The sequence below is a fragment of the Gammaproteobacteria bacterium genome, assembly GCA_021648145.1.
Taxonomy (GTDB): Bacteria; Pseudomonadota; Gammaproteobacteria; order JAADGQ01; family JAADGQ01; genus S141-38.
In genome coordinates, this window is the sequence record JAKITI010000004.1 from 57,975 (window position 1) to 82,330 (window position 24,356).

The following is a 24,356-nucleotide window of genomic DNA, read 5'->3' on the forward strand; positions in this document are numbered from 1 at the left end:
CTCATCGGCAGAGTATGACTCATAAATTAGAAATATCAGAATTAATCCCAGATAAGGGGTGGTTCATTCATCAGTGCTGCTTGTTCACGTAGTGATTGAATATGCTCTTCCCAGTAATTGAGTGTGTTGAACCAAGGGAAGGCGAGGGGGAAGGCGGGGTCGTCCCAGCGAGAGCCTAGCCAAGCTGCATAATGAATCATACGTAAGGTACGCAGTGCTTCGATCAAGTGCAGCTCTGAGGGATTAAAATCATAAAACTGAGTATAACCTTCCAGCACATCGGCGAGCCGCGCGGTCATATAGCTCCGGTCTCCAGAGAGGAACATCCATAAATCCTGAATGGCAGGCCCCATGCGAGCATCATCAAAATCAACAACATGAGGCCCTGCATCTGTCCAGAGAATATTACCAGGGTGACAATCACCATGTAGACGCAGGTATTGAATGTCACCTGCGCGTTCGAAGCACTGTTTTATCTGAGTTATCAGGTCTGTGGTGAGTGATTGATATGCTTCCAGTAGGTGGCTTGGTATAAAATCATGGTCAAGTAAAAAACGGCGGGGCTGTATGGCAAAGCTTTCAATATCGAGTGTGGGTCTGTGTTCGAAAGGCTGGGTTGCCCCCATGGCATGGATGCGCCCGATGAAACGCCCCATTTGCTCAAGATGATCTGGGTTGTCGAGCTCTGGCGCACGTCCGCCCCGACGAGGATAGAGTGCAAATCGGTATGATTCATATTGGTGCAGGGTGTTGCCATTCAAGTCAACGGTTGGCGGAATGACGGGGATCTCCTGCTCGGCCAGTGCCAGTGTGAACTGATGCTCCTCAAGAATGGATTTATCACTCCAGCGGTTGGGGCGATAGAATTTAGCAACTAAAGGTGTACCTTGATCAAGACCCACTTGATAGACTCGGTTTTCATAGCTGTTCAAAGCTAGAAATCGACCATCACAACATAAACCTGTGGACTCAATGGCATCTAACATGGTGTCTGGAGTGAGGTTGGAAAAAGCTTGTAACGCTGAAGGTATATTCTTTTTTTTCATTAGGGGAACCTTTGCCATCCTGCTTGAAAAATGCAGGTAAACGTACTGCCTCGACCAGGGGTGCTATCAATATGCAGATCAGCACCATGGCGACGTAAAATTTGTTCTACGATAGAGAGTCCAAGGCCCGTTCCGCCTGTTGCTTTGGAGCGGCCGGAGTCAACACGGTAAAATCGTTCTGTTAAACGGGGAATATGCCCCCATGCAATACCAATGCCCTTATCTTTGACTTCAAAGCAGGCCGTATTGTTATCTTTATTCAGATACCATCGAATACTGATTTTTTTCCCTTCAGGTGTGTAACGTATTGCATTGTTGGTCAGGTTAATAAATGCGCTGTGTAGCTCATCTTTAATGCCAAAGAGGTGGGTATCTGTTTCAATGCTGCATTGAATCACATGTTTTCCATTGCTGATATGTTGAGCCTCATCTGTGACTTGCTGAGCCAGACTGGGAATATCAATCTTGGTATTCTTTTCTTCGTTTGAAGTGGTGTCAAGCCGAGAGAGCATCAAGAGGTCATCCACCAAGGTCTGGATGCGTTTGGTGGGTGATTGCAGTTTAGCTATTTGATCACGTAGTTTTTGGGAGTCAGTATCGGCTGGGGCGTTTAATAGCATCTCTAGATAACCGAGAATAACCGTTAATGGTGTGCGTAATTCATGTGATATGTTTGCAACTAGGTCGTGACGCATGGTCATCAGGTGGTGAATGTGCGTGATGTCTCTGATGACTAACAGTCGTTGGTTTTCTCCATAAGGGCGGATGCGCGCATCCAGTAAAATATTTTCATCCAGAGGTGAATTAATCTCCAGATGTTTACTGTAATCACCTTTGCGAAGAAATTTATGAAAGGCAGGGCTTCGTAGTAAGTTGTTAATATTTTGGCCAATATCAGATTTTGTGACTCCAAGGGTTCGGGTCGCGGCATTGTTGATCCATTCAATCTCCTCATTTGAAGTGAGTACGACGGCAGCATCGGGCAGTGCTTGCGTGGATTTTTGAAAACGGCGAATGACATCCGCCATGCGTTTTCGGCGTTTTCTGCTTCGCCGACGATTTTGATGAATACGGTAGGCAAGGTTATGCCATATTCCTTCTAGTTCGTAAGGTGGAATCGTGAGGTCGTTATCAAGCCAGCGCTCCAGATGGCGGACTTGCAATGCTTGCCAAAATAGATAAAGAAGAAGCCCGGTGGCCAGTGACCATGCGATGGACTCTAATACCAGACCAAAAATGAGGCTGATGCAAATCACGCCAAGAAGACGCCACAGTTCAGTTTTCCATAGTGTAGACATCGGGGGGGTCTAAAAGTCTCTGGAAAGCCGGTAACCGGCACTGCGAACGGTTTGGATCATTTTCTCTTGCGCATAAGGGCTTAACAGTTTGCGTAAGCGTAATATGTGTACATCCACCGTTCGTTCCTCAACATAAATACCAGGACCCCATACTCGATCGAGCAGTTGTTCTCGACTATAAACTTTTTCGGGGTGATTGAGAAGAAACTCTAATAAACGATATTCTGTGGGGCCAATTTTAACCTCTTTTTCATCAATAAATAGACGGTGTGAGCCTGTGTCCAGGCAGAGTTTGCCAACTTGTATTCGTGTATTCAGGCCTTTTCCACTGCGGCGTAGCAATGCGTTAATACGAGCGATGAGTTCGCGAGGCGAGAATGGTTTGGTGATGTAGTCATCGACGCCTGCATTGAGGCCTCGAACGATATCATCCTCTTCACCACGAGCGGTCAATAGAATGAGTGGGGTCTCTTGTGTGGCCTCTTCTTTACGCAAACGTTTAGCCATTTCCACGCCACTGATTCCAGGGAGCATCCAGTCGATGATAAAAACATCGGGCAGCTGCAATTTAATTCTTTTCAACCCTTTTTCAGCCGATGAAACTGCAGTGACGATGAATTTAGCTTGCTCTAAAGCTTCAGTAATCATTTCACGAATGCCATCATCATCTTCAATCAGTAATAGTGTCGGATTGCTCATAAGCCTATGCTCTCAATAAAAATCGTTTATTACAGTCGCTTTTTATGACAATTTAATGACTGTTGCAGTTAAGTCATGCTCATCAGCTTCTGTAATTTCTACATTGATAAATGAGCCAGGTGTGAGTTCTGTTTCGTTGGGCAGGAAAATCATACCATCCACCTCAGGGGCTTCCCGCTGGCTGCGGCCAAATGCCCCTTCTGTGGTGACTTCATCAATAAGTATGCGCTCTTGTTGGCCAATACGTTGCTCTAGGCGTGATAAACTGACTTGTGCCTGAAGTGTCATGAGGCGTTCCAGGCGTTCTTCTTTAATGTCTTCGGGAATATGATTTGAGAACGTGTTGGCTTTTGCTCCTTCGACATCAGAATAAGTGAAGCAGCCTACACGGTCCAGTTGAGCTTCTTCAAGAAAACCAAGCAGTTGATTAAAGTCACTCTCTGTTTCACCAGGAAAACCCACGATAAATGTGCTGCGGATGGCAATCTCGGGGCATATTTCACGCCAGCGTTTAATGCGTTCTAGTGTATTTTCACTATGGGCAGGTCGTTTCATGCTTTTGAGCACATTCGGGCTGGCATGTTGAAAGGGTATGTCGAGATAAGGCAGCAACTTTCCTTCGGCCATCAATGGGATCACATCATCGACATGCGGGTAAGGGTAAACATAATGCAGTCGTACCCAGATATCGAGTTGACTTAATGCGGCGGTAAGATCATAAAAGCGAGTTTTGATGGGCTGACCTTGCCAAAAATGAGTGCGATATTTTGTGTCAACTCCATAAGCACTGGTATCTTGCGATATGACTAAAAGCTCCTTAACACCAGCCTCTGCAAGCTTTTCAGCTTCTTCCATCACATCATTGGATGGACGGCTGACCAGTTTTCCACGTAGGTCAGGAATAATGCAAAATGTACAGTTGTGGTTGCAGCCTTCTGAAATCTTTAAATAAGCATAATGGTGGGGTGTGAGCTTGATGCCTTGTGACGGAATTGATCCATTGTCTAGAGCGTGCGGTGGTGGTAGATGTTCATGCACAATAGACAGAACTTCTTCTGATGCATGTGGCCCTGTAATCGCGAGGACATCAGGGAAGTTTTCAATGACAGTATCTCCTTTGGCTCCAAGGCAGCCTGTGACAATGACTTTGCCATTTTCAGCAAGAGCTTCACCGATGGCATCAAGTGACTCTTCCACGGCAGCATCAATAAAGCCACAAGTATTGACAATAACGAGGTCGGCACCTTCATAGCTTGGGCTGATTTCATAGCCTTCTGCTTTGAGTGGTGTGATGATTTGCTCCGAGTCAACGAGTGCTTTAGGGCAACCAAGGCTGACAAAACCGATGCGTGAGGGTGAGTTCATAAAGGGGGTTATCTATTGTTGGGAATATTGAATAGCGCGTTGATAAAGAATTGAATACTGTTTTGCACTTTGCTTCCAGCTAAAATCCTGTTTCATGCCGGTTTTCATGAGTTGTTTCCAGACTTTGGGTTGCTTGTAAAGGGCGATGGCACGCTGTAGGGCTGTTAATAAAGATGCAGGTGTGGGTTCATTAAAAACAAAACCTGTGGCAGTTTTTGCTTTTTGATTCTCTTCGCTGGCATCAACCACGCTATCTGCGAGTCCGCCGATATGATGAACAATGGGCACCGTGCCGTAGCGCAAGCTATAGAGTTGATTCAGGCCGCTTGGCTCAAAGCGTGAAGGCATTAAAAACATATCTGAGCCGCTCTCTATGTGATGCGCTAAAGTTTCGTCATAGCCGATCTGTACAGATATATTCTGTGGGTATTGAGTGGCGGCAGCTTTAAATGCTTCTTCGAAGTGAGGCTCGCCACTGCCGAGTACAACGAGCTGTACCCCACTTTTTATTAATGGATCAATATTGGCTAATAATAAATCAAACCCTTTTTGTTCGACCATTCGTCCAATGACACCAATGAGGGGGGTGTTTTCTGAAGCAGGCAGCCCCATATGCTCTTGCAGTGCTGATTTATTCACACTTTTAAAACGAATGGTTTTTGATGTATAGGGTTTTATAATATAAGGGTCATTTTTAGGATCCCACAGTGCATAGTCAACACCATTTAAAATCCCCATTAAACGATCAACGCGGTGCTCAAGCAACCCTTCAAGGCCATAACCAAACTGTGGTGTACGAATCTCTTTAGCGTAAGTCGGGCTGACCGTACTCAGCATGTCCGCTGTCGCAAGCCCGCCTTTAATAAAAGAAAAATGGCCATGAAACTCTACGCCATTCATTGACCAAAGCTCAGGAGGGAGCTGTAAATCAAAAAACTCTTTTTGAGAAAACAGGCCTTGGTAGGATAGATTATGAATGGTGAAAACGGTCGCCGGACGGTTTTTCTGAGAAGCAATAAGAGGTGGAATGAGGCCGCATTGCCAGTCATTGCAGTGTACGACATCGGGTTTCCAGTTCAATCTGATTTGACCCATTGCAATGATGGATACGGCTCGACAAAATATGCCAAAGCGCTGAGCATTATCATACCAATCAGTGCCATCTTGATCTGCATAAGGGCCTCCTGGTCGGTCGAAAAGGGGGGGGCAATCAATCAGCCATATAGGAAGAGTACTGCCTGGAAGTGTGCCTTCCAGTAAACGCACATGTGCAGGGGCAGAGGGGACTTCAAATTTGGCGACCTCTTTTAAGTCACCTGCCTGACGGCGTGCCATGCTATAAGCAGGCAAGATCAAGCGAACATTGTGTCTGGATGAGTTCAACGCAACAGGTAAACTACCCGAAACATCACCGAGTCCACCCGTTTTTATGAGAGGCAATGCTTCGCTGGTAGCAAATAGAATTCTACTCATGGTTTATTATTTTCCCTGCTATGATCATATTTTTTGATAAGGGGTCGCTATAGTAATGACTTAATTTTTTTGATAAAACCTGAAATGATGTTCTTATGAATTATATGTTTTTATGAATTATTAAGTTGCTATTTATATGAGCATTAATATAGTCAATGGCTGAACGGCCATTATACGCTACGAGTTTATCGTCGTCACAGGAAAATTTTAAGGGAGAGAGAGGGATATTATGAAAATTGCTTTAATCGGGTTGGGAAAAATGGGCGCCAATATGGCACGTCGTTTATGTCGTGGTGGTATTGAGGTGGTGGGGCATAATCGATCACAGGAAATTGTTAGTGAATTAGCTGCAGAAGAAGGCATGATTGCAGCAAAATCATTGAAAGATGCCGTGAGCCAACTGCCTTCACCAAAAGTGGTTTGGTTGATGTTGCCGGATGGCGAACCCACGGAGTCTCATATTAAACAGTTGATGGACTTGCTTGATAAGGGCGATGTCATTATTGATGGGGGAAATTCAAACTATCATGATAGTTTGCGCCGAGGCGTGATGCTGGCTGAGCACGGCATTGGTTTTATGGATGCGGGCACTTCGGGTGGTATTTGGGGTGTGGATAACGGTTACTGCTTGATGGTCGGTGCTGAAAAATCAGTCGCAACCATTGTTGAGCCTGCATTAAAGGTTTTGGCACCTGCACCGGATCGTGGCTGGGCACATGTTGGGCCGATTGGTTCGGGTCATTTTACCAAAATGATTCATAACGGTATTGAGTACGGCATGATGCAATCTTTTGCTGAAGGTTTTGCGTTGCTGCGTGGTAAAAAAGAGTTTGACCTGGATCTGGCGCAAGTTTCGGAGTTATGGCGACACAGCTCTGTTGTGCGCAGTTGGTTGCTGGATTTGACAGCCGATGCACTTCAATCAGATCAAAAGCTAGAGTCTGTGGCTCCTTTTGTGCCAGATTCTGGTGAAGGGCGCTGGACAGTGATTGAGTCCATTGATCAAGGTGAAGCTGCGCCTGTGATTTCATTGGCATTACAAATGCGCTTTGCCAGTCAGGATGGCGAAGGTTACGCCAACCGAATGCTTTCAGTTATGCGTAATGCTTTTGGTGGTCACGCAATCAAAGGCGCAGGAGGAAAATAGACATGGAGCCATGCACATTAGTGATCTTTGGTGCAACAGGTAATTTGTCTCGCCTAAAATTAATTCCCAGCCTTTTTGAATTGGATTGTGCAGGCTATTTGCCTGACCATATGGTGATTCTTGCTTTTGCTCGACGGCCTTGGGGACGCGAGCAATGGTTGGATGAAGTCAATGGAATGTTGAAAGAAAAATTTCCTGACGGGGTCGATCAGGAGGTCTTGGCTCGGTTTTGCACGAGGCTAGAGTACTTTCAAGGTAATCTGGATAATGAAGATTCATTTAAAAAATTACGAGAAACAATCGACAGCGATAACAAATTTTCAAATAATATTGCTTTTTACATGTCGGTTCGCCCTGCAGAGTTTGGCTCTACAACAGCTAAGCTGGGTGAGGCAGGGTTGCTTGAGGAGCAGCACGGCTGGAGGCGGGTCGTTTTTGAAAAGCCTTTTGGTTATGACTTGCTCAGCGCTCAAATTTTGCAGAAAAAACTAAGTAATTATCTGAGTGAGCACCAAATTTACCGAATTGATCACTATTTAGGTAAAGGAACCGTTCAGAATGTGTTGGTGTTTCGTTTTGCCAATTTGCTCATGGAGCCACTTTGGAACCGCCAGTATATTGATCATGTTCAGATTACACACTCTGAAACAGCGGGTATTGGCAGTCGTGCTGATTATTATGAAGGCTCGGGTGCGCTACGTGACATGATTCAGAGTCATTTGTTACAGTTGATGACCATGGTTGCGATGGAGCCGCCAGCGATGATGGATGATGAATCCTTGCGGGACGAAAAAGTTAAAGTCCTTAAAAGTATTCGTCCAATTACACAAAATGCAGTCCATGCCCATGCTTTTCGTGGACAATATAAGGCTGGTAATATTAACGGTGACTCTGTGCAAGGCTATCTTGAAGAAGATAATGTTGCCTCTAACAGCACTACAGAAACCTACGCTGCACTTAAACTTTATGTGGACAATTGGCGCTGGAAAGGTGTACCTTTCTATTTGCGTACGGGTAAGCGAATGGCCGAAGGGGCATCAGCGATCTGTATTCGCTTTAAAGAGCCGCCGACGACCCTGTTTAAAGGCAATCATCTGAACCGTGTTTCACCTAACTGGATCTTGTTGGGTATACAGCCTAATGAGTGCTTGAAAATGGAGATGCAGGTTAAAATGCCTGGGCTTGAAGTGGAGACGCGAACGGTCAGTCTGGATGCGAGTTACCGTAAAGATAAAGAGCGCGGTACGGATGCTTATGAAGGGCTGTTGCTTGATGTGATGAATGGGGATCAGTCGCTGTTTCTGCGCTATGACGAAATAGAGTGGGCATGGCGGGTCGTTGATCCTATTTTAAAAGTCTGGTCAATGGAAAGGGATTTTATTAATACATATCCCGCAGGCTCCTGGGGGCCAAGAGGAACGTATCGCCTGTTTGATCGTGATGATCAATTTTGGCGTCATTCACTGAATGTTTCAGCAACTGATGTCAGTTCAGAGGGTTTTTAAATATGTATGAAAAACATGGAAGTAATACGCATATTGACTCAGCTTTAGGTGAATATCTTAGTGGTTTTTCTGCGCAGAAAATAGCAGACTTGCAGAATAAAAAAGGTCATACAATGAGTCTATTAACTGCCTCAAAGCCTTGGAGTGCTTTGATGAGCCATCAAAAGTTGATCTCATCACAGCATATGCGACAAATGTTTGATGCTGATTCTGAGCGTTTTGATAAGTTTTCATTGCGAATGAATGATATTTTGGTGGATTACTCCAAAAATCGTATCACAGAAGAGACGCTCTCTTTGTTGTTTGATTTAGCTCGGCAAGCCGAATTAAGTGTCGCAATCAAACGAATGTTTTCCGGTGAAAAAATTAACTTTACAGAAAATCGTGCGGTATTACACACAGCATTGCGTAATCGTTCTAATCGTCCGGTTTTAGTGGATGGCAAAGATGTCATGCCTGATGTGAATGCTGTATTACGGCATATGAGAGAGTTCACAGAGTCGGTTCGTAATGGCAGTTGGGTGGGTTGCACGGGTAAAGCCATCACCGATATTGTCAATATTGGGATCGGAGGATCAGATCTAGGGCCCGTTATGGTGACCGAGGCATTGAAATCCTACTCTCAATACGGGTTAAATGTTCATTTTGTCTCTAATATTGATGGAACTCATCTGACAGAAGCGATTCGGCATTTGAGTTATGAGACAACACTGTTTGTTGTGGTTTCCAAAACCTTTACAACACAAGAAACAATTACAAACGCAAACTCTGCGCGTGACTGGTTTTTTCAGCAAGGGGGGCACCTTGCATCAGTTGCCAGGCACTTTGTGGCGGTTTCTACGAATGCTCAAAAGGTGTCTGACTTTGGCATCGACCCTAAAAATATGTTTGGTTTTTGGGATTGGGTCGGAGGGCGTTATTCGCTCTGGAGCGCGGTAGGTCTCACGATTGCGCTTTATATCGGTATGGATCACTTTGAAGAGTTGCTTAACGGTGCACATGAGATGGATGAGCACTTTCGAACCGCACCGTTTGAAAAAAATATTCCGGTTATACTTGGAATGCTGGGGATCTGGTATAACAATTTTTTTGGTGCTCAAAGCCATGCATTGATGCCATATGATCAATACTTAAGTCGCTTTCCAGCCTATTTTCAGCAAGGTGACATGGAGAGCAATGGAAAGCGAGTGGATCGCCAGGGTCATGTCGTAGATTATTCGACGGGGCCTATCATTTGGGGCGAGCCTGGAACAAACGGCCAACATGCTTTTTATCAGTTGATTCACCAAGGGAGTAAATTGATTCCTACTGATTTTCTGGTTGCGATTGAGCCACAAAACCCTATCGGTGAGCATCATTCAATTTTGCTTTCTAACTTTTTTGCGCAAACAAAAGCGTTGATGCGCGGCAAAACAGAAGATGAAGCTCGAAGTGAGCTGGAAGCGCAAGGCATGATGGCGGAAGTACTTGAGCAACTGTTGCCGCATAAAGTCTTTGAGGGCAATAAACCAACAAATTCAATTATGTTTCAGAAGTTAACACCAAAAACACTGGGGTCACTTCTTGCGATGTATGAGCATAAAATTTTTGTTCAAGGTATTGTCTGGAATATTAATTCATTTGATCAGTGGGGTGTTGAGCTCGGTAAGCAGCTTGCATCAGAAATTTTGCCGAAGCTTTCAGTTGAGGGTGAAGAGAGTGATGGTGATTCGTCAACAAATGGATTGATTAATTATTATAAAAGTCATAAATGAGCGTCGGGGCTGGTTTTTATCTAGTGTTGTGATCATGCTCTCGTTTTATGGCTGTAAACTGTATGATAGTTATAGTAGAAAATGTGTGAGTCGTAATAATTCAAGAGGTTTCTTATGAAGTGGTTAGGTATTATCGGTCTGTTGGTCTTTGTTCCAAATGCCCAAGCGGAAATTCTTTATAGCCAGGTCTTTGAAGAAGGCAAGGTGATTTAAAAAAGGCTTGAAGGTGAATAGTGGTAGCCACAAATTTGCAATTGATTTAATTAAACTTGATACCAATGCACTAAATGATCTCACAAGTTCTTTTGAGTGATAGAATGTTAAATATCATGAATATACAGTTAATCAACAAATTTAATCCAAGAATTATTACGAGAAACAGTATGAATATTATGAAAGGATTACCAGCCAAACCTCTAGGTACAATTGCTTTTTTATTTTTTATAGGATTGCTCTCTAATCCTTCCTATAGCCAAGTTTATCTTACCGAAAATTATGAGGATTTTGGATCACAAACTGAAGAAGTCGACTATCGTCTGAATTGTTATCTGTCACAAAATCACTTCGCTATTCAAAGCAGTGAGGTTCGAAATGGTAATTATGCAGCAAGTTTTGAAAGTTTGGCAAATCATGGAACAAGATGCGAAATGACATTTCAAGACAGAGGTTTCTTTAATTGGGGAGAAGAAAAATGGATGGGATTTAGTTTTATGATACCGTATATCCCTACAGGAGGTGGCGTAATGAGTCAGCACCATTCAGTGCCGGGGCCCATTGGGAATCCAGACTGGACGAATTATGCTTCAGGAGGAAATGGATTTACCATTAGGTTATCAGACGATCAATCCAGATTTGCAATAAGATTAATTCCACCAGAAAATTTAAACCATTATGTAAATAACTCAATCGGCAGTCCTGCGCCTTATAGTGCGGCAGAAGGTACTGAGATTTATCATGAGTGGGAAATAGTGGAAAACCAATGGTTCGACATAGTAATGAACTTTAAATATTCAGATGGAAGTGACGGGTTTTACAAGATTTGGATTAATGGCGATTTAGTTGTTGATATTACTGGATCAAATGTTCATTTGCATGATGTTGTTGGTAGACTAAAAGAGAGAAAAAATTATTTTCAATTTGGCATTTATCCAGGAAATTCTGGAGAAGGAAAAATATACTACGATGAAATCCGTATTGGAAATAGTGCTAGTAGTTATGCAGATGTAGCGCCTGAAGGAGAAGGAAGTGTAGGTAATGGTGGACGCCCAGATTGGTGGGATCTATGGGGTTGGTTTGCTTCTTGGGGTTGGTCAGGAAGATAGACGCTGCGCCCAATCGCCTCAGAGAGAGGTGTGTCAGCTTTAAATTATCGGAAAAGGGTTTCAATAAAGGCCATAGTGATTGATTATTTTGCCCTCACCAAGGTTAGCGTTAACCTAATAATGCATACCCACCCACAGGGGGCACAAGCATTGATGCCTGCAATTTTGTCATCAACTCAGCATTTTCTGTTTCTCGCTGCCACGCTCCAGCGTGGAAATGCATAAATTGAGTGTTGTTGCTGGCTTTTTGTCTGATGATGTGATCGCTCTCTCGTTTTATGGATGTAAACTGTATGATAGTAAATGTGGTTAGTCAAAATAATTCAAGGATCTGTTTATGAAGTGGTTAGGTTATATTGGTTTGTTGGTCTTTGTTCCAAATGCTCAGGCGGCAATTACTTTTAGTGATGATTTTGAGTCAGGGAGGAGTACAGAGGCAAGGCTAGATTGCGACAATTATAATGAGAAATTTAAAATTCAAGGAAGCATCGTACGTAATGGCAATAAAGCGGCACTCATGGTGAATGATGCCAATGGAGGTAAACGTTGTGAATTAGTTCCACAACCAGCAGGCCGTTTTTTTTGGGGTCGGGAGTATTGGGTAGGATATAGCTTTTACATCCCATCGAACCTTCCTAATACAGGATTTAAAGTTTTTCATCAGCATCACTCTGCACCGCCTAAAGGAGTTTCCTGTGGATATAGCGGTGGAAATGGATTCCTTCTGATTAGAGGGAAATCAGGCCAGCTGGAAATTCGCATAACACCTGAAGGTCAACTGACAGCATTTCCTGAAGGGTCTGCTGGAGGGAATACACGTACAGCGTACTCATTTCCATATGAAACAAATAAATGGTTTGATGTGGTAATGAATTTTAAATATTCGGATAAAGGTGATGGTTTCTGGAAAATATGGATAGATGGTAAGCAAGTTATTAATAAAAATGGTTCAAATGTGAATCTGTATATGACTCCAGACAACACAAGAAGTTATAGTGATTGCGGGGATGGTACAGCAAAAAGGGCGCGTATATATGATATGAAATATGGTACGTATGCTGGAAACTCTGAAGCTGGCGCAGTTGTCTATGATGAAGTGAAAATCGGTGATGTTAATTCCAGTTATGAGGAAGTTGCACCTGCTAATGGCAAGTCAATATCTAACTTTGCTCCCAAAAATACGCCTTACCGAACTCAGTCATCACCAAGTACTCCATTGACAGTTCCAAAAGGGCTTGAGCTTGAAATTAAGTGAAATTACTTGGGCTTTAGCGCTAATCAGGTGTGGGCGTAGTTGCTATACGGAGCTAAACAGACAGGGTGGACGCGTCAGTGAGTCAATTTTTGACAGGAAGAGTCATCATGAAATTGGTCTTGAGGTAGAAACTCATATCGGATTTTAAAAATTTACTATTTTTTCAATTCGGTATAGAGTAAAAAAACCTTATTGACAATAGTTTTGATATTAAATTTATTGTCAATAAGTGCGAGACTCTCTTTACCCATCCTTTCTCTCAAGGCCTTGTCACTGCATAATTTTTCTAACGCGCCTTTGAGCCCCAAGATATCGCCAGGATTAATGAGGTAGCCGTTTTTCCCTTCAATAACCGCTTCAGGAATACCGCCGATGGGAGTAGATATAATAGGAGCTCCAGCGGCCATAGCCTCTAAAATAGATCCTGGAAGACCTTCATTATAAGAAGGGAGAACATGGATGTCAGTTTTTCTAAAAACCTCAATTTTTCTCTCACCAGAAATCCATCCAAGTAGTTGAACGGAATTTTCCAAGTTATTTTTTTTTATAAAATCATCTACTTTTTCGATCTCACCATCACCACCTAAAAGTAATTTTGCATTTGGATATTCCGTGGTTAATTGTTTGAAAGCTTCGAGTAGGTCATAAATACCCTTTCTTTTACCCAGCCGTCCCATAAAGGAAATGACAATATATTCACCATTGTCAATTTTTCCTCTGAATTTATTGGTTGAAGCGCCATTGTAAATAATAACAATTTTTTTATTGGTAGTAATTTTGTTTATGAATCTTTTCCACTCTTCTGATAGTACGATAATAGCGTCACAGTTATCGAACATCCAACTGATTAATTTTTTCTGTAGTTTATTTCCACTATTATAGAACACCTTAAACTCGGAGCCATGTAAGTGAATAATAACTTTAGACTGTTTGAATTTGGCTGTTGTAAAAAAAATAAGTTTTCGATAAAAACTGATATAACTTGATAAATGAATATGAACAATATCAATTGGCTTAAAGCAGCGAATAACGAAGTGAAAATAGGCTTTTATAGCCTGATGTAATTTTAATGCCTGATGTCCCGGTGCATTTTCATTCAGAGTGGAAATGTAATCAAAGTCCACAAGGGACTTGATTCCGGATTCTATCCAGTTACTAACAACAGTTGAAATCCCACCAGTGGCATCAGGGTGCGCACCTAACATGACAATTTTAAGTTTTTTCATAAATTAACCTGATTACGTATAAGTTTCCACTATTTTTAGAACCTGAAGTCATAAATGACACAAACCCCAGAGTAGATGTGATATAAATTTTTTTAGGGTTGAATAATTCAATTGGGTAAACCCCCAGCTATGCTGGGGAGACTCATATAGGTTTTACCGAGACTACGGTAACGTGTACTTTCAGTTCTCGACCAAGAGAAAAGGAAAGTAAACCTATGCGAGACTACAAGAGTTTCGGTGTTTGTCAACATAGTTGGCACTCTTTTGTTAAATATTTACCCAGCCATTTCCGAGCCAATATTTTCAAGTCGATCTGGGTTTAAAAACACCGTGCCAATTGGTTCACAATTTGGTAGTGGGTTAAATCTGAAATTGTTCTATAATAATCGCCATGAAATGCTATCAAGAAATAAAGTGCCCGAAGTGCAAAAGCCCCGAAATCAAGAAAGTAGGAGAGAGTACACACGGAGCGCCCTGCTATCGCTGCGAGAATAGTGAGTATCCAACAAAAATCATTTATGCTGTCCTATCGCTATAGGGCTTGTGAGCCAGGAATCAAAGAACAGGCGGTAGAAATGGCAATGAATGGACGCGGTATTCGAGATACGGCGAGAGTCCTTAAAATCAATAAAAACACAGTGATCAGTACGCTAAAAAAAAGCGAAAATGCTTGTCCAAGTCAATCCCCGCTTTAACACCAATAAAGAACGAGAAGTAAGACTTGAGCTTGTCTGTGAAGAGGCAGAGCTGGATGAACAGTGGTCATTTGTAGGGAAAAAAGGAAATCAACGCTGGCTCTGGTATGGCGTTGATCACGCAACCAATACGATGCTGGCGTATGTATTAGGTCGACGTAAAGATGTTGTTTTTAAAGAGTTGAAAGCTTTGTTGGAACCCTTTGAAATCAGCCGTTACTACACCGATGACTGGGGCGCTTATGAGCGTCACCTAAAACCAGACAACCATGAAATCGGTAAACGTAACACCCAAAAAATTGAACGAAAAAACCTAAACCTTCGAACTTGGATTAAACGACTGACCCGCAAAACAATCTGCTTTTCAAAAACAGATGAAATGCATGATATCGTTATTGGACTGTTGATCAATAAAGTAGAATTTAACATCGATATTCATGCAGCCGATCAGATTTAACCCACTAACAACCTGAATTCGTATGATAAGTCTGACTTTGAACAGCAATACATAAGAAAATTAAGATGCAAGAACTTATGGAGCTATTGAAATTTACATGCAACACCCCCAATTTTTTTAAAAATTGGGGCACATGCTACCAAATGATGACATAATCCATCATAGTCATCGGAACGTGTCAACCTCATATCAAATATCCTGATACTCTTGTAGTAGTCTAATGACACCGAATATTTTAAATAAGAGATAATATTCAATTGTTGAGGTGTTAGAGTATACACATATACTAGAGATTAATAATGAGTAAAGCCCTTCTAGCAATACATCGAATAATATTTAATATGAAACAGCTTGGCATCCCATTGTTTCCAAGCTTGATTAATAAACTATTTATTCGTCTTTTGTTTGGGTGTCAAATAGGGGTAGAAACAAAAATTGGAAAGAATGTTGATTTAGGTTATGGAGGACTTGGAGTTGTTATTCATAAAAGAGCTGTTATAGGTGACAACGTTAGTATAGGAAGCGGCGTCACGATTGGAGGTACAACAAAGAAATATGACGTGCCCATAATTGGTGATAACACTATAATTTCAACAGGAGCAAAAATATTAGGCCCCATTGAAATAGGAAAAAACTGCGTCATCGGTGCAAACTCAGTTGTATTGAAGAGTATTCCTAATAATTGTGTGGCTGTAGGTAGTCCTGCTAAAATTATTAAAAGAAATATTGATATTGAAAATTATAAAGTCATGGAGTAACATCGGTAATATTTATAGTTCAGACAGTGTGACTTTTCAATTGCTGGATTGAATAATTTCTTAAAAATCATGTTTATTTTTTACGCTATTATTGAATAGAGCCAAGAGAGTATTCGTATTGTCCAATGAGTGTGTTTTTAGTGCGTATTTTTTTGCATTTTTCCCCATTGAAATACGCATCTCCTGATCACGAATTAATAATCTTACTTTCTCTACTAGGTTTTCGTAGGTTTTCGTATGAAATCCGATGGAAGGGGATTGTCGATCAAAAATTTGATCAGGGTTCACATTTAGACTAACAACGGGAATTTCTCTCATCCAGGCTTGGATAAATGTGTTAGAAAACCCTTCAAACACACTTGTATTTACAAGTATGTGCGAAGTTGAAAGTATGTTGTTTACTTCATTTTGTGTTTTTTTTCCAACACAATCTAAGTTGTTAAGTGTTTTTGCAGTGTTAAGTAATTTTTTATGCCATCTTGAAGAACCTTGTGCAGCTCCAATCATTATAAAGCGAGTATTTTCTTCATCACTTAAGGCTTTAGCTAATTGGAGAAAAATTTCGGGTCGTTTGTTTGGTTTTACATTTGCTAGCCAGATGACTTTTATTGGTTTAGATTTGTTGGTTTTTTCTTCTGGGTATGGGTGAAAGTTAGGTACAAGTGCGTAAGATTCTCGCTGATAGTTTTGAGTTAAAAGGTGTGCTTGATCTTTTGTTTGAACAATTATTTTATGTGCGTTTTTTATGCCATATTCCAAAATTTTCTTTTCAACAAAGCTTGATATTAAGTAGCGTGAGCGTTTGAACATAAAGGGGCGCACATCAGCTTCACTGGCAACATGCCAAATCAGTTTAAAGCCAACCAAATCTGAAAGGTAAGCAGCGGCTCCTGTTAGGCGACCCCCATCTCTTTGGTAGACGGCATCAGGTTTTAATTGATATAAAATACGTCGAAGAGGACGGTATTCGGAAATTAAGCGTATTAGGCCGCGCTTTTTATCAGACCCTTTTGCCAAAGGAATAATTTTGTAACCATCAGGCTGATATGATCTGTCATAACTTCTTGTGATGAAGGTGATATCGTAACCTCCATGTTTTAACATTTGTTGTATGAGGCATTTGACTTGGTATTCAGCGCCACCCATGCGAAAACTCCAGTGAATGGGCATTATGATACAAACCTTGGTTTTTCTATTCATGATCAATTAAGCAGCGCAAGTATTTTGTTGAGATCGTGCAAATTTTTACTGGGGGATTTAGTCGGTTATGCACTTATTATACGAATCCAAGTATAATAGTTTGTTAAGTAATATCAAATAATGGATTATATAGTAACCACTCTGTAACTAATTAAGCAAGGCAATCGGATTAATTCTCAGGATTTAGAGAAAAAATCTTGGAGGGAATTCGCATTGATTTTAATTGGATGTAAAGATTTACAAAGGTTCGGAATAAACCTTTCAAATGAGATTAAATAAAATGGCCAAAAAAGTATTATTAATTCAACCAGGTTATGCGCATTACAGGGATGAGTTATTTAGTATTTTGTCTAAAAGATATGATTTGTTTATATTGTATGAAAAAAAGAAAAAGGTTTATCCTGGTGCTGAACGACCTAAGGGTGATAATCATAGGTTCATCATACAGACCCCGCTATTTAAATGGCTCAATTATATACTTTCTCTCGTGCGTAGTAATCCGGATATTGTTGTTACCTCCACATCTACATCATTAAGAACATTAGTTGCGTATCTATATTCGAGACTTTTCGGTAAAAAATTTATTCTATGGATACTTGAATGGCAGGAGCCTGTCTATGATATAAATACGTTTGCGGGAAATATTAAGAGACTCAGGAAGGCTATAGCAAACAAAATAATTCTGAAGTCTGATGCGTTACTTGTTGGGGGAAGTGCTTCATATAATTATGCTTTGTCGCTTGGGAAAAAAAGTGATGAAATTTTCACGGCTACTCAATGTGCTAAAGATTTGTATGCAAATGGTCAAAAAAGAAGAGTAAAAGCCAATGATGTGGTATTTATTTATTTAAGCCGAATTATCAAATGGAAAGGGCTTGATTTTTTGATAAGAGCATTTTCAAAGCTCGAAAATGAATCAGATAACGTAAAATTGATAATAGCTGGTGACGGACCATTCAGAAAAGAGTGTGTTGAGCTATGTGAAAATTTGCAAAGTGAAAATGTCACGTTTTTGGGTAGCGTAGACTCTAGTGATGTTAATGATATATATAGTAGTGCTGATATATTTGTTCTTCCATCTATTACTTACAGAAACAGTTATGAAGCGTGGGGGCTTGTCGTTAATGAAGCTATGAGCATGAAAATGCCTGTAATAACCACTGATGCAGTTGGAGCAGCTTACGATCTTGTAAAGGATAATGGAATAGTTGTAAAAAATGCTAATGTCGATGAACTTTATCAAGCTATGAAGAAAATTTTATCAATGAATTTGAATCTTCTTGGAGAAGCATCAAGGAAAATATTTGTGAGTAAAAATGATTATTATAAGATGGCTGATGGTTTTACCAGTGCTATAGAATATGTGTCAGGAAAATAGAGTTGCGTAGAGGTTTTTCTATTTATGATCAATTAAGCAGTGTAAGTATTTTATTAAATCAGCAGCGATATGTTTCCACTCATATAACTTGGCACTTTCTCTAATACTTCTGGATTGATAAGAGTCCCTGTTTTCCCATATTTTGGTGATGCCCTTATAAAAGCCTTCTGCGCTGTCATTAATGCAAACACCATTAGCTTCATGAATAACAGCCTTGTTTTCTTTTGTGGCTGTTGCAATAACAGGCAGACCTGATAATAAATAATCAAATGTTTTTGTCACGGGCTGGCAATCAAAATAGTCGGTGCAAGGCACAAATGAAACGCCGATATTATGTGAGTCCATTAATGGTTTGAGATTACAAAAAGGGATTTGTCCTAATAAATGGACTGTTTTCTCCAGCCCATAGTAACGGATTTTTTCTTTTAGTAATGGCATCTCTTTGCCATCTCCTGCTATGGAGTATATAGCATCAATTTTATTACCATAATGTTGTAAGAATTTCCCAAAGCCTTCAATTGTTTTTGAAATATCACGACCATTCAATGTGCCAATATATAATAATCGAATTGAGTCGAACTGCTTGTCAACTTTAGAAATTACATCTGAACCTAGCGGTAATATATAGGCCTTCTCTTTAAAACCGAGGCGAACTGATAGTGATTTGGATATGACGGTTACATTGCGAAAAAAACGGGATTCAAATTTCATGAAGAAGTCATATGTTGCTCTTTTTAATCTGTTATTTCCAACAGCCCCTGTTCGAACGTCAAATACAAACAAGGCCTTTCTATGCATTATTTTTAACAGTGAGCAGCCTCTAAAGTATTTTATAAAACATATATCACACTGGGAAGTAGAAATTTCTTTTGAAGCTGCGGATAAATATTTAATGTTTCGTGCCAATAGCGAGCCATTCCGAGAAATATATTTTACACAGATGCCTTCATGATCAATTTTATCGAAACCATAGTCCCAACATACATATGTAATATCGAATTCGTTAGTTAATAATGTTGCGTATTTATATGTATCAACGTGGTATCCCCACTGCTTTTGACAAAGTATAAGTAGTTTTCGCTTTTTCATGATTTAATGTTTTTGGTTAGCCTGCCATTTTTTATCTTTTCGATATCTTTGCGCAGCGACAAAGCCTGATAAAAACCAAAATAAAACACCGACTTGCTGTGTCGCGATACTATTGCTGTAAAATAGCATGATAAGCATAATAAACATTACAGTTATCCATGATAATGCAATATCATTTTCAGTGTGATTGCCATGTCTGAGTGCGAGACAGTCCCTAAAGATCAAAAAGAAAATAAGTATAATGATCAATAAGCCGATCAGGCCTATCTCCCATATGAGTTGGGAGGCAATAGTCATCTTTCCTCCATGCATTCTGAATTTATAAGAGTAATTTCCAGCCGTGAGTTTTGATGTGTGCTTGGATATAGCGTTTCCAATGCCAACTCCAAAAAGATATTTTATAGGTTGGTTTGAAAATACTTGAAAGGGGAGGGTGAAGCTATCTATACGGCCGACTTCCCCTTCCTTGGTACCATCACTTTTTGTTGTTGCACCACGGCTTAAATAGTCTTCAATATGACCTTCTTCAAAAACCATGTTTAGAATGTTGCCACCATAATGCCTGTTATAATTTATGTTATATATAACAACAAAAAGGATGATAAAGACGGTGCCCGATATAATAACTGGGAGAATTTTTTTAAGTTTTTCTTTTCGGTTTTCAATAAAAAGTATGGGCCCAATCAGGAGTAGAGGTAGAAAGAAAAGGGCGGCTTTTGTTTCATTAAGTGCTGCGGGAATAATGAAAAGAGGAGTTAAAATGAGTAATAGTTTTAAGCTGATTTTATTTCTTAGATAAGAAGTAATAAGGAAAACTATAGGAATAATCGAACAGATAGCGAGCATTCCTGCGTCCGGGAAGGTTCCTGTGATGACATCTCCAGTCACTAAATGGCTAAACTCTACAAATCTTTGATAAAAGACTAATGGGATTTGAAGAAGGATAAGGAGCAAAATCAGTACTAATATTTTTTTTATTTGTTCACCAGAAAAATGGTATACGATCGGAATAAAGAAAAAGGGTAAAAACCGAAAGTAGGCTCTGATGCCATAAAAGATCGAGCCAGGTTGTACCTGGTTGATAATGAGACCCGCGACTATAAACAGCAGTAGAATACCGAAAACCAGTATATATTTAAAATGTAATGCGAACGTTTTTTTTGAAATAGCTATTGCTATGACAACTAAAACTGTAACTCCTGATAGTAACTCAAGCGGTATTGTCGCGATTGCTGTTGGCACGCCCAGTGTTATCAGAAGATATTCACCAATGAATGCAACAATTAGTATGAAGGATACAAATATAAGCATATGCTACTGTGTATAGTTCCAATCTTTAAGTGTGCGGTGTTGAATTAAAGCATATGATCGGTCAAATTTGGTGGGACTAATATTCAAGAGTTTTTATTAATTTAGATTGAGTGGTGCCGAGGAGAGGACTTGAACCTCCACGGGGTTACCCCCACTAGCACCTGAAGCTAGCGCGTCTACCAATTTCGCCACCTCGGCATAGAGCATAAAAACACTGAGCCGCGAACTCTACCAAATTATAGATTAAACTAGCAAGATTTTTTTTTGATTGTGTAAAATTTAATTAAAACATTATATAGTCTTGTTATATTAAATTGATGTGGCTGTTTCAGATAACTAATTATAAATTATAAAGGTTAACGTGAATACTTCGAAAAAATCGAATGATCCTCATGCGGTACGGGAGGCAAGCAAGTATGAAAACCCTATCGCAAGCAGGGAATTTATTATGGCACTTTTCAATGATGAGAGTCTTCTACTTTCATCTAAGCAGATTGCTGAAACTTTGGAATATGATGATGAAGATCGTCTGGAGGCATTGCGCCGTCGCTTAATCGCTATGGAGCGAGATGGGCAGTTGATATGCAACCGTCGTGGGAAGTATGGCTTGCTAAGCAAGATGGCTTTACTTAAAGGGCGTGTTATTGGTCATCCAGATGGTTTTGGATTTTTAACACCGGAAGATGGTGGGGATGATCTGTTTTTATCAGGGCGACAGATGCAGTCATTGCTGCATGGTGACACGGTTGTAGCAAGGGTTGTCGGTCAAGATCGCCGTGGGCGGCGAGAAGGAGCCGTTGTTGAGGTTCTGGAGCGTGCTATTCGGCAGGTGGTGGGGCGTTTTCATGAAAAAGATGATGTGACGTATGTGGTTCCTGATGATAAACGTCTGAATCAAGATTTCATGATTCCTGTCAGCCATCAAGGTCAGGCAAAAAAAGGCGATATCGTGGTTGCCGAGATCGTCGCCTATCCAACACGCCATGCACGAACAGTTGCCCGTATTGCTGAAGTGATTGGCAAGCACATGGCGCCTGGTATGGAGATTGAAATTGCAGTGCGCAATTATGATCTGCCGGACTCATTTTCAGAGTCAATCGAAAAAGAGATGTCAGGGCTAGCAGAAGAGGTTCCGTCTAGCGCCTGGTCAGGGCGAAAAGATATTCGTGACTTGCCTTTGGTGACGATTGATGGTGAAGATGCGCGTGATTTTGATGATGCTGTCTATTGCGAAAAAACAGCCGAAGGGTGGCGACTGCTGGTGGCGATTGCCGATGTCTCTTCCTATGTAAAAACAGGGACGGCGTTAGATGAGGAGGCATTTAAACGGGGGAACTCGGTCTATTTTCCTGGTAATGTCATTCCCATGTTGCCGGAAGTGTTATCGAATGGATTGTGTTCAATTAATCCCGATGTGAACCGCTTGTGTATGGTTTGTGAATTAGAGATTAATGATCAAGCAGAAGTTTTAAATTCACGATTTTTTGATGCTGTTATGTGCTCTCATGCGCGTTTAACCTACACTAAAGTGGCGGCAATAGTGGTGGACGGTGATGAAGTGCTAACTGCTGAATATAAAGCAGTGCTGCCTACGTTAAAAGAGCTTCATTCTTTATATAAAGTGCTGCTTACGGGTAGGGAAAAGCGTGGCGCAATTGATTTTGAAACCACTGAAACCCAAATTGTTTTTGGTGATGATCGAAAAATTGAGCGTATTACCCCGTTGGTACGTAATGATGCTCACAAGATGATTGAAGAGTTTATGATTCTTGCAAATGTCGCGGCGGCTCGTTTTCTTGGTGAAAATAATATCCCGATTCCTTACCGAATTCATAAAGGGCCAACGACAGAAAAATTACAGGGTTTGCGTGAATTTCTTGGCGAATTAGGGTTGAAACTGGGAGGAGGGGATACCCCTGCAGCGGCTGATTATGGTGCACTTTTGAAAAAATCAAGAGAACGCCCTGATGCCCATCTGGTTCAAACCGTATTACTGAGAAGCATGAGTCAAGCGCTGTATACCCCCGACAATATTGGCCACTTTGGTTTGGGGTTTGATGACTACGCTCATTTTACATCTCCCATTCGTCGTTACCCGGACTTATTGGTGCATCGAGCGATTCGGCACGTACTGAGTGGTAAAACGGCAGAAACATTCACATACAGTCACAATGATATGGTCTCGTTGGGTGAGCACTGTTCATCAACAGAGCGTCGTGCAGATGAAGCAACACGCGATGTGGAAAGTTGGCTGAAGTGTGAATATATAGAAGATAAAATTGGTGAAGTTTTTGACTCCATAATTACTTCCGTTACAGGCTTTGGTTTTTTTGCTGAGCTGAACGAAATCTATGTGGATGGACTAGTTCATATCACGTCATTGGGGGACGAATACTTTGTTTTTGACCCTGCTAAACAGCGCCTGACGGGTGAGCATTCGAATAAAACATATCGTTTGGGTGATAAAGTACGAGTCCGTATCGCTAAGGTTAATCTGGATGAACGCAAAATTGACTTTGAGCTAGAGGATGGAGTTGAGCGTAAGCCTAAGCCTAAGCCCAAACCCAAACGCCGTCGGACAAAACGTAAGTGAGCCAAGCCATACTTAGCGTAAAGAAAAATGAAGTGTTCATTTATGGCCAGCATGCGGTCGCTGCCGCGCTCAAACAGCGTCCTAAAGCAATGTGCGGGATGTGGTTTGATAGCTCACGCCGTGATGAGCGTATGAACTCTTTGTTTCAACTGGCTGAAAAGTATTCAGTGCAGCAGCACCCTGTTTCTAAAAAGGATCTTGATGAGGTTTTTCCAGATTCAACACACCAAGGCGTGGTCGCAATTGTTAAAAGTGTCTCCCCGCGTGGCGAAGGTGATTTACAAGAGCTGCTCAAACATCTGGATGAACCCCCTTTTTTATTGATTCTGGATCATATACAAGATCCTCATAATTTAGGGGCATGCATACGCACGGCGAATGCATGTGGTGTGCATGCGGTGATTGCGCCTAAAGATCGAGCTGTGGGGCTGACACCCGTGGTGCGAAAAGTATCCTGTGGCGCGACTGAAAGCACCCCCTTTGTACAGGTGACGAATTTGGCACGTACGATGCGTATGTTGCAACAAGAAGGGGTCTGGATGATCGGTGCCGCAATGGAGGGGGCGAGCTCTGTTCATGAGGCTGCGTTGACGGGGCCGCTTGCTTTGGTGATGGGTGCAGAAGGGCGTGGTTTGCGCCGCCTGACTCGAGAAAATTGTGATGCATTGGTGAATATTCCAATGACAGGTGATGTAGAAAGTCTAAATGTCTCAGTTGCTGCGGGCGTTTGTCTTTTTGAGGCGGTCAGGCAGAGAAGTCAAAAATAGTAAACAGGATAGAAAAAA

18 protein-coding genes, 1 tRNA gene and 1 pseudogene are annotated in these 24,356 nt (G+C 41.3%); 10 read left to right on the forward strand and 10 right to left on the reverse strand.

Annotated features, from left to right (window positions below; genetic code table 11):
- Positions 1-41 precede the first annotated feature (41 nt).
- The 5 genes from L3J70_03585 to glgA are packed head-to-tail and all read right to left on the reverse strand — an operon-like array spanning position 42 to position 5,881.
- A complete protein-coding gene (locus tag L3J70_03585; protein MCF6235446.1) occupies positions 42-1,046 on the reverse strand; it encodes a serine/threonine protein kinase in 1,005 nt (334 codons plus the stop codon).
- Positions 1,046-2,344 carry a phosphate regulon sensor histidine kinase PhoR gene (gene phoR, locus L3J70_03590; protein ID MCF6235447.1) on the reverse strand — a complete coding sequence of 433 codons (1,299 nt, stop codon included), beginning with the start codon at positions 2,342-2,344 and terminating at the stop codon, positions 1,046-1,048. Before phoR ends, L3J70_03585 begins: the two co-directional genes overlap by 1 nt.
- A gap of 9 nt (positions 2,345-2,353) precedes the next feature.
- Positions 2,354-3,043: a phosphate regulon transcriptional regulator PhoB gene (gene phoB / locus L3J70_03595; GenBank protein ID MCF6235448.1), complete on the reverse strand. Its 690-nt coding sequence runs from the start codon at positions 3,041-3,043 to the stop codon at positions 2,354-2,356.
- Positions 3,044-3,085: 42 nt separating this feature from the next.
- Entirely contained in the window at positions 3,086-4,408 is a 1,323-nt protein-coding gene (rimO, locus tag L3J70_03600) for a 30S ribosomal protein S12 methylthiotransferase RimO (GenBank protein ID MCF6235449.1), read from the reverse strand.
- Between the two features lie 12 nt (positions 4,409-4,420).
- The gene (gene glgA, locus L3J70_03605; GenBank protein MCF6235450.1) at positions 4,421-5,881 is read right to left on the reverse strand and encodes a glycogen synthase GlgA; all 1,461 of its coding nucleotides are present in this window, start codon (positions 5,879-5,881) and stop codon (positions 4,421-4,423) included.
- A gap of 229 nt (positions 5,882-6,110) precedes the next feature.
- On the opposite strand from glgA, the gene gnd reads away from it, so the two are divergent.
- The 5 genes from gnd to L3J70_03630 all read left to right on the forward strand — a co-directional run bounded on the left by gnd (position 6,111) and on the right by L3J70_03630 (position 12,864).
- Positions 6,111-7,028, forward strand: coding sequence for a decarboxylating 6-phosphogluconate dehydrogenase (gene gnd / locus L3J70_03610; protein MCF6235451.1), 918 nt, complete (start codon positions 6,111-6,113; stop codon positions 7,026-7,028).
- 2 nt (positions 7,029-7,030) lie between these two features.
- Entirely contained in the window at positions 7,031-8,533 is a 1,503-nt protein-coding gene (zwf, locus tag L3J70_03615) for a glucose-6-phosphate dehydrogenase (GenBank protein MCF6235452.1), read from the forward strand.
- A 113-nt stretch (positions 8,534-8,646) separates the two neighbouring features.
- Positions 8,647-10,287 carry a glucose-6-phosphate isomerase gene (gene pgi / locus L3J70_03620; protein ID MCF6235453.1) on the forward strand — a complete coding sequence of 547 codons (1,641 nt, stop codon included), beginning with the start codon at positions 8,647-8,649 and terminating at the stop codon, positions 10,285-10,287.
- A 329-nt stretch (positions 10,288-10,616) separates the two neighbouring features.
- Positions 10,617-11,609: a polysaccharide lyase gene (locus L3J70_03625; protein ID MCF6235454.1), complete on the forward strand. Its 993-nt coding sequence runs from the start codon at positions 10,617-10,619 to the stop codon at positions 11,607-11,609.
- A gap of 337 nt (positions 11,610-11,946) precedes the next feature.
- A complete protein-coding gene (locus L3J70_03630; protein ID MCF6235455.1) occupies positions 11,947-12,864 on the forward strand; it encodes a polysaccharide lyase in 918 nt (305 codons plus the stop codon).
- A 155-nt stretch (positions 12,865-13,019) separates the two neighbouring features.
- Here L3J70_03630 and L3J70_03635 read toward each other — a convergent pair whose 3' ends face one another.
- Entirely contained in the window at positions 13,020-14,090 is a 1,071-nt protein-coding gene (locus L3J70_03635; GenBank protein MCF6235456.1) for a glycosyltransferase family 4 protein, read from the reverse strand.
- A gap of 391 nt (positions 14,091-14,481) precedes the next feature.
- Between L3J70_03635 and L3J70_03640 the strand changes: the two are divergent.
- A pseudogene (locus tag L3J70_03640) lies at positions 14,482-15,242 on the forward strand (IS1 family transposase).
- 299 nt (positions 15,243-15,541) lie between these two features.
- A complete protein-coding gene (locus L3J70_03645; GenBank protein MCF6235457.1) occupies positions 15,542-16,000 on the forward strand; it encodes a serine acetyltransferase in 459 nt (152 codons plus the stop codon).
- 60 nt (positions 16,001-16,060) lie between these two features.
- Here L3J70_03645 and L3J70_03650 read toward each other — a convergent pair whose 3' ends face one another.
- Positions 16,061-17,146, reverse strand: a complete 1,086-nt coding sequence (locus tag L3J70_03650; GenBank protein ID MCF6235458.1) for a glycosyltransferase family 4 protein — start codon at positions 17,144-17,146, stop codon at positions 16,061-16,063.
- Between the two features lie 334 nt (positions 17,147-17,480).
- On the opposite strand from L3J70_03650, the gene L3J70_03655 reads away from it, so the two are divergent.
- The gene (locus L3J70_03655) at positions 17,481-18,578 is read left to right on the forward strand and encodes a glycosyltransferase family 4 protein (GenBank protein ID MCF6235459.1); all 1,098 of its coding nucleotides are present in this window, start codon (positions 17,481-17,483) and stop codon (positions 18,576-18,578) included.
- 18 nt (positions 18,579-18,596) lie between these two features.
- Here L3J70_03655 and L3J70_03660 read toward each other — a convergent pair whose 3' ends face one another.
- The 3 genes from L3J70_03660 to L3J70_03670 all read right to left on the reverse strand — a co-directional run bounded on the left by L3J70_03660 (position 18,597) and on the right by L3J70_03670 (position 21,176).
- Positions 18,597-19,667 carry a glycosyltransferase gene (locus tag L3J70_03660; protein ID MCF6235460.1) on the reverse strand — a complete coding sequence of 357 codons (1,071 nt, stop codon included), beginning with the start codon at positions 19,665-19,667 and terminating at the stop codon, positions 18,597-18,599.
- A gap of 3 nt (positions 19,668-19,670) precedes the next feature.
- Entirely contained in the window at positions 19,671-20,978 is a 1,308-nt protein-coding gene (locus L3J70_03665) for a hypothetical protein (GenBank protein ID MCF6235461.1), read from the reverse strand.
- A 111-nt stretch (positions 20,979-21,089) separates the two neighbouring features.
- Positions 21,090-21,176 (reverse strand) — tRNA-Leu (locus L3J70_03670).
- A gap of 250 nt (positions 21,177-21,426) precedes the next feature.
- On the opposite strand from L3J70_03670, the gene rnr reads away from it, so the two are divergent.
- Positions 21,427-23,571: a ribonuclease R gene (gene rnr, locus L3J70_03675; protein MCF6235462.1), complete on the forward strand. Its 2,145-nt coding sequence runs from the start codon at positions 21,427-21,429 to the stop codon at positions 23,569-23,571.
- Positions 23,568-24,338 carry a 23S rRNA (guanosine(2251)-2'-O)-methyltransferase RlmB gene (gene rlmB / locus L3J70_03680; GenBank protein ID MCF6235463.1) on the forward strand — a complete coding sequence of 257 codons (771 nt, stop codon included), beginning with the start codon at positions 23,568-23,570 and terminating at the stop codon, positions 24,336-24,338. Before rnr ends, rlmB begins: the two co-directional genes overlap by 4 nt.
- Positions 24,339-24,356 lie beyond the last annotated feature (18 nt).

Excerpts from the sequence above, each read along its gene's own strand:
- L3J70_03585 (MCF6235446.1), bottom strand. The coding sequence starts at position 1,046 with ATGAAAAAAAAGAATATACCTTCAGCGTTACAAGCTTTTTCCAACCTC.
- phoR (MCF6235447.1), bottom strand. The coding sequence starts at position 2,344 with ATGTCTACACTATGGAAAACTGAACTGTGGCGTCTTCTTGGCGTGATT.
- phoB (MCF6235448.1), bottom strand. The coding sequence starts at position 3,043 with ATGAGCAATCCGACACTATTACTGATTGAAGATGATGATGGCATTCGT.
- rimO (MCF6235449.1), bottom strand. The coding sequence starts at position 4,408 with ATGAACTCACCCTCACGCATCGGTTTTGTCAGCCTTGGTTGCCCTAAA.
- glgA (MCF6235450.1), bottom strand. The coding sequence starts at position 5,881 with ATGAGTAGAATTCTATTTGCTACCAGCGAAGCATTGCCTCTCATAAAA.
- gnd (MCF6235451.1), top strand. The coding sequence starts at position 6,111 with ATGAAAATTGCTTTAATCGGGTTGGGAAAAATGGGCGCCAATATGGCA.
- zwf (MCF6235452.1), top strand. The coding sequence starts at position 7,031 with ATGGAGCCATGCACATTAGTGATCTTTGGTGCAACAGGTAATTTGTCT.
- pgi (MCF6235453.1), top strand. The coding sequence starts at position 8,647 with ATGAGTCTATTAACTGCCTCAAAGCCTTGGAGTGCTTTGATGAGCCAT.
- L3J70_03625 (MCF6235454.1), top strand. The coding sequence starts at position 10,617 with ATGAATATACAGTTAATCAACAAATTTAATCCAAGAATTATTACGAGA.
- L3J70_03630 (MCF6235455.1), top strand. The coding sequence starts at position 11,947 with ATGAAGTGGTTAGGTTATATTGGTTTGTTGGTCTTTGTTCCAAATGCT.
- L3J70_03635 (MCF6235456.1), bottom strand. The coding sequence starts at position 14,090 with ATGAAAAAACTTAAAATTGTCATGTTAGGTGCGCACCCTGATGCCACT.
- L3J70_03645 (MCF6235457.1), top strand. The coding sequence starts at position 15,542 with ATGAGTAAAGCCCTTCTAGCAATACATCGAATAATATTTAATATGAAA.
- L3J70_03650 (MCF6235458.1), bottom strand. The coding sequence starts at position 17,146 with ATGGGTGGCGCTGAATACCAAGTCAAATGCCTCATACAACAAATGTTA.
- L3J70_03655 (MCF6235459.1), top strand. The coding sequence starts at position 17,481 with ATGGCCAAAAAAGTATTATTAATTCAACCAGGTTATGCGCATTACAGG.
- L3J70_03660 (MCF6235460.1), bottom strand. The coding sequence starts at position 19,667 with ATGAAAAAGCGAAAACTACTTATACTTTGTCAAAAGCAGTGGGGATAC.
- L3J70_03665 (MCF6235461.1), bottom strand. The coding sequence starts at position 20,978 with ATGCTTATATTTGTATCCTTCATACTAATTGTTGCATTCATTGGTGAA.
- rnr (MCF6235462.1), top strand. The coding sequence starts at position 21,427 with ATGGCACTTTTCAATGATGAGAGTCTTCTACTTTCATCTAAGCAGATT.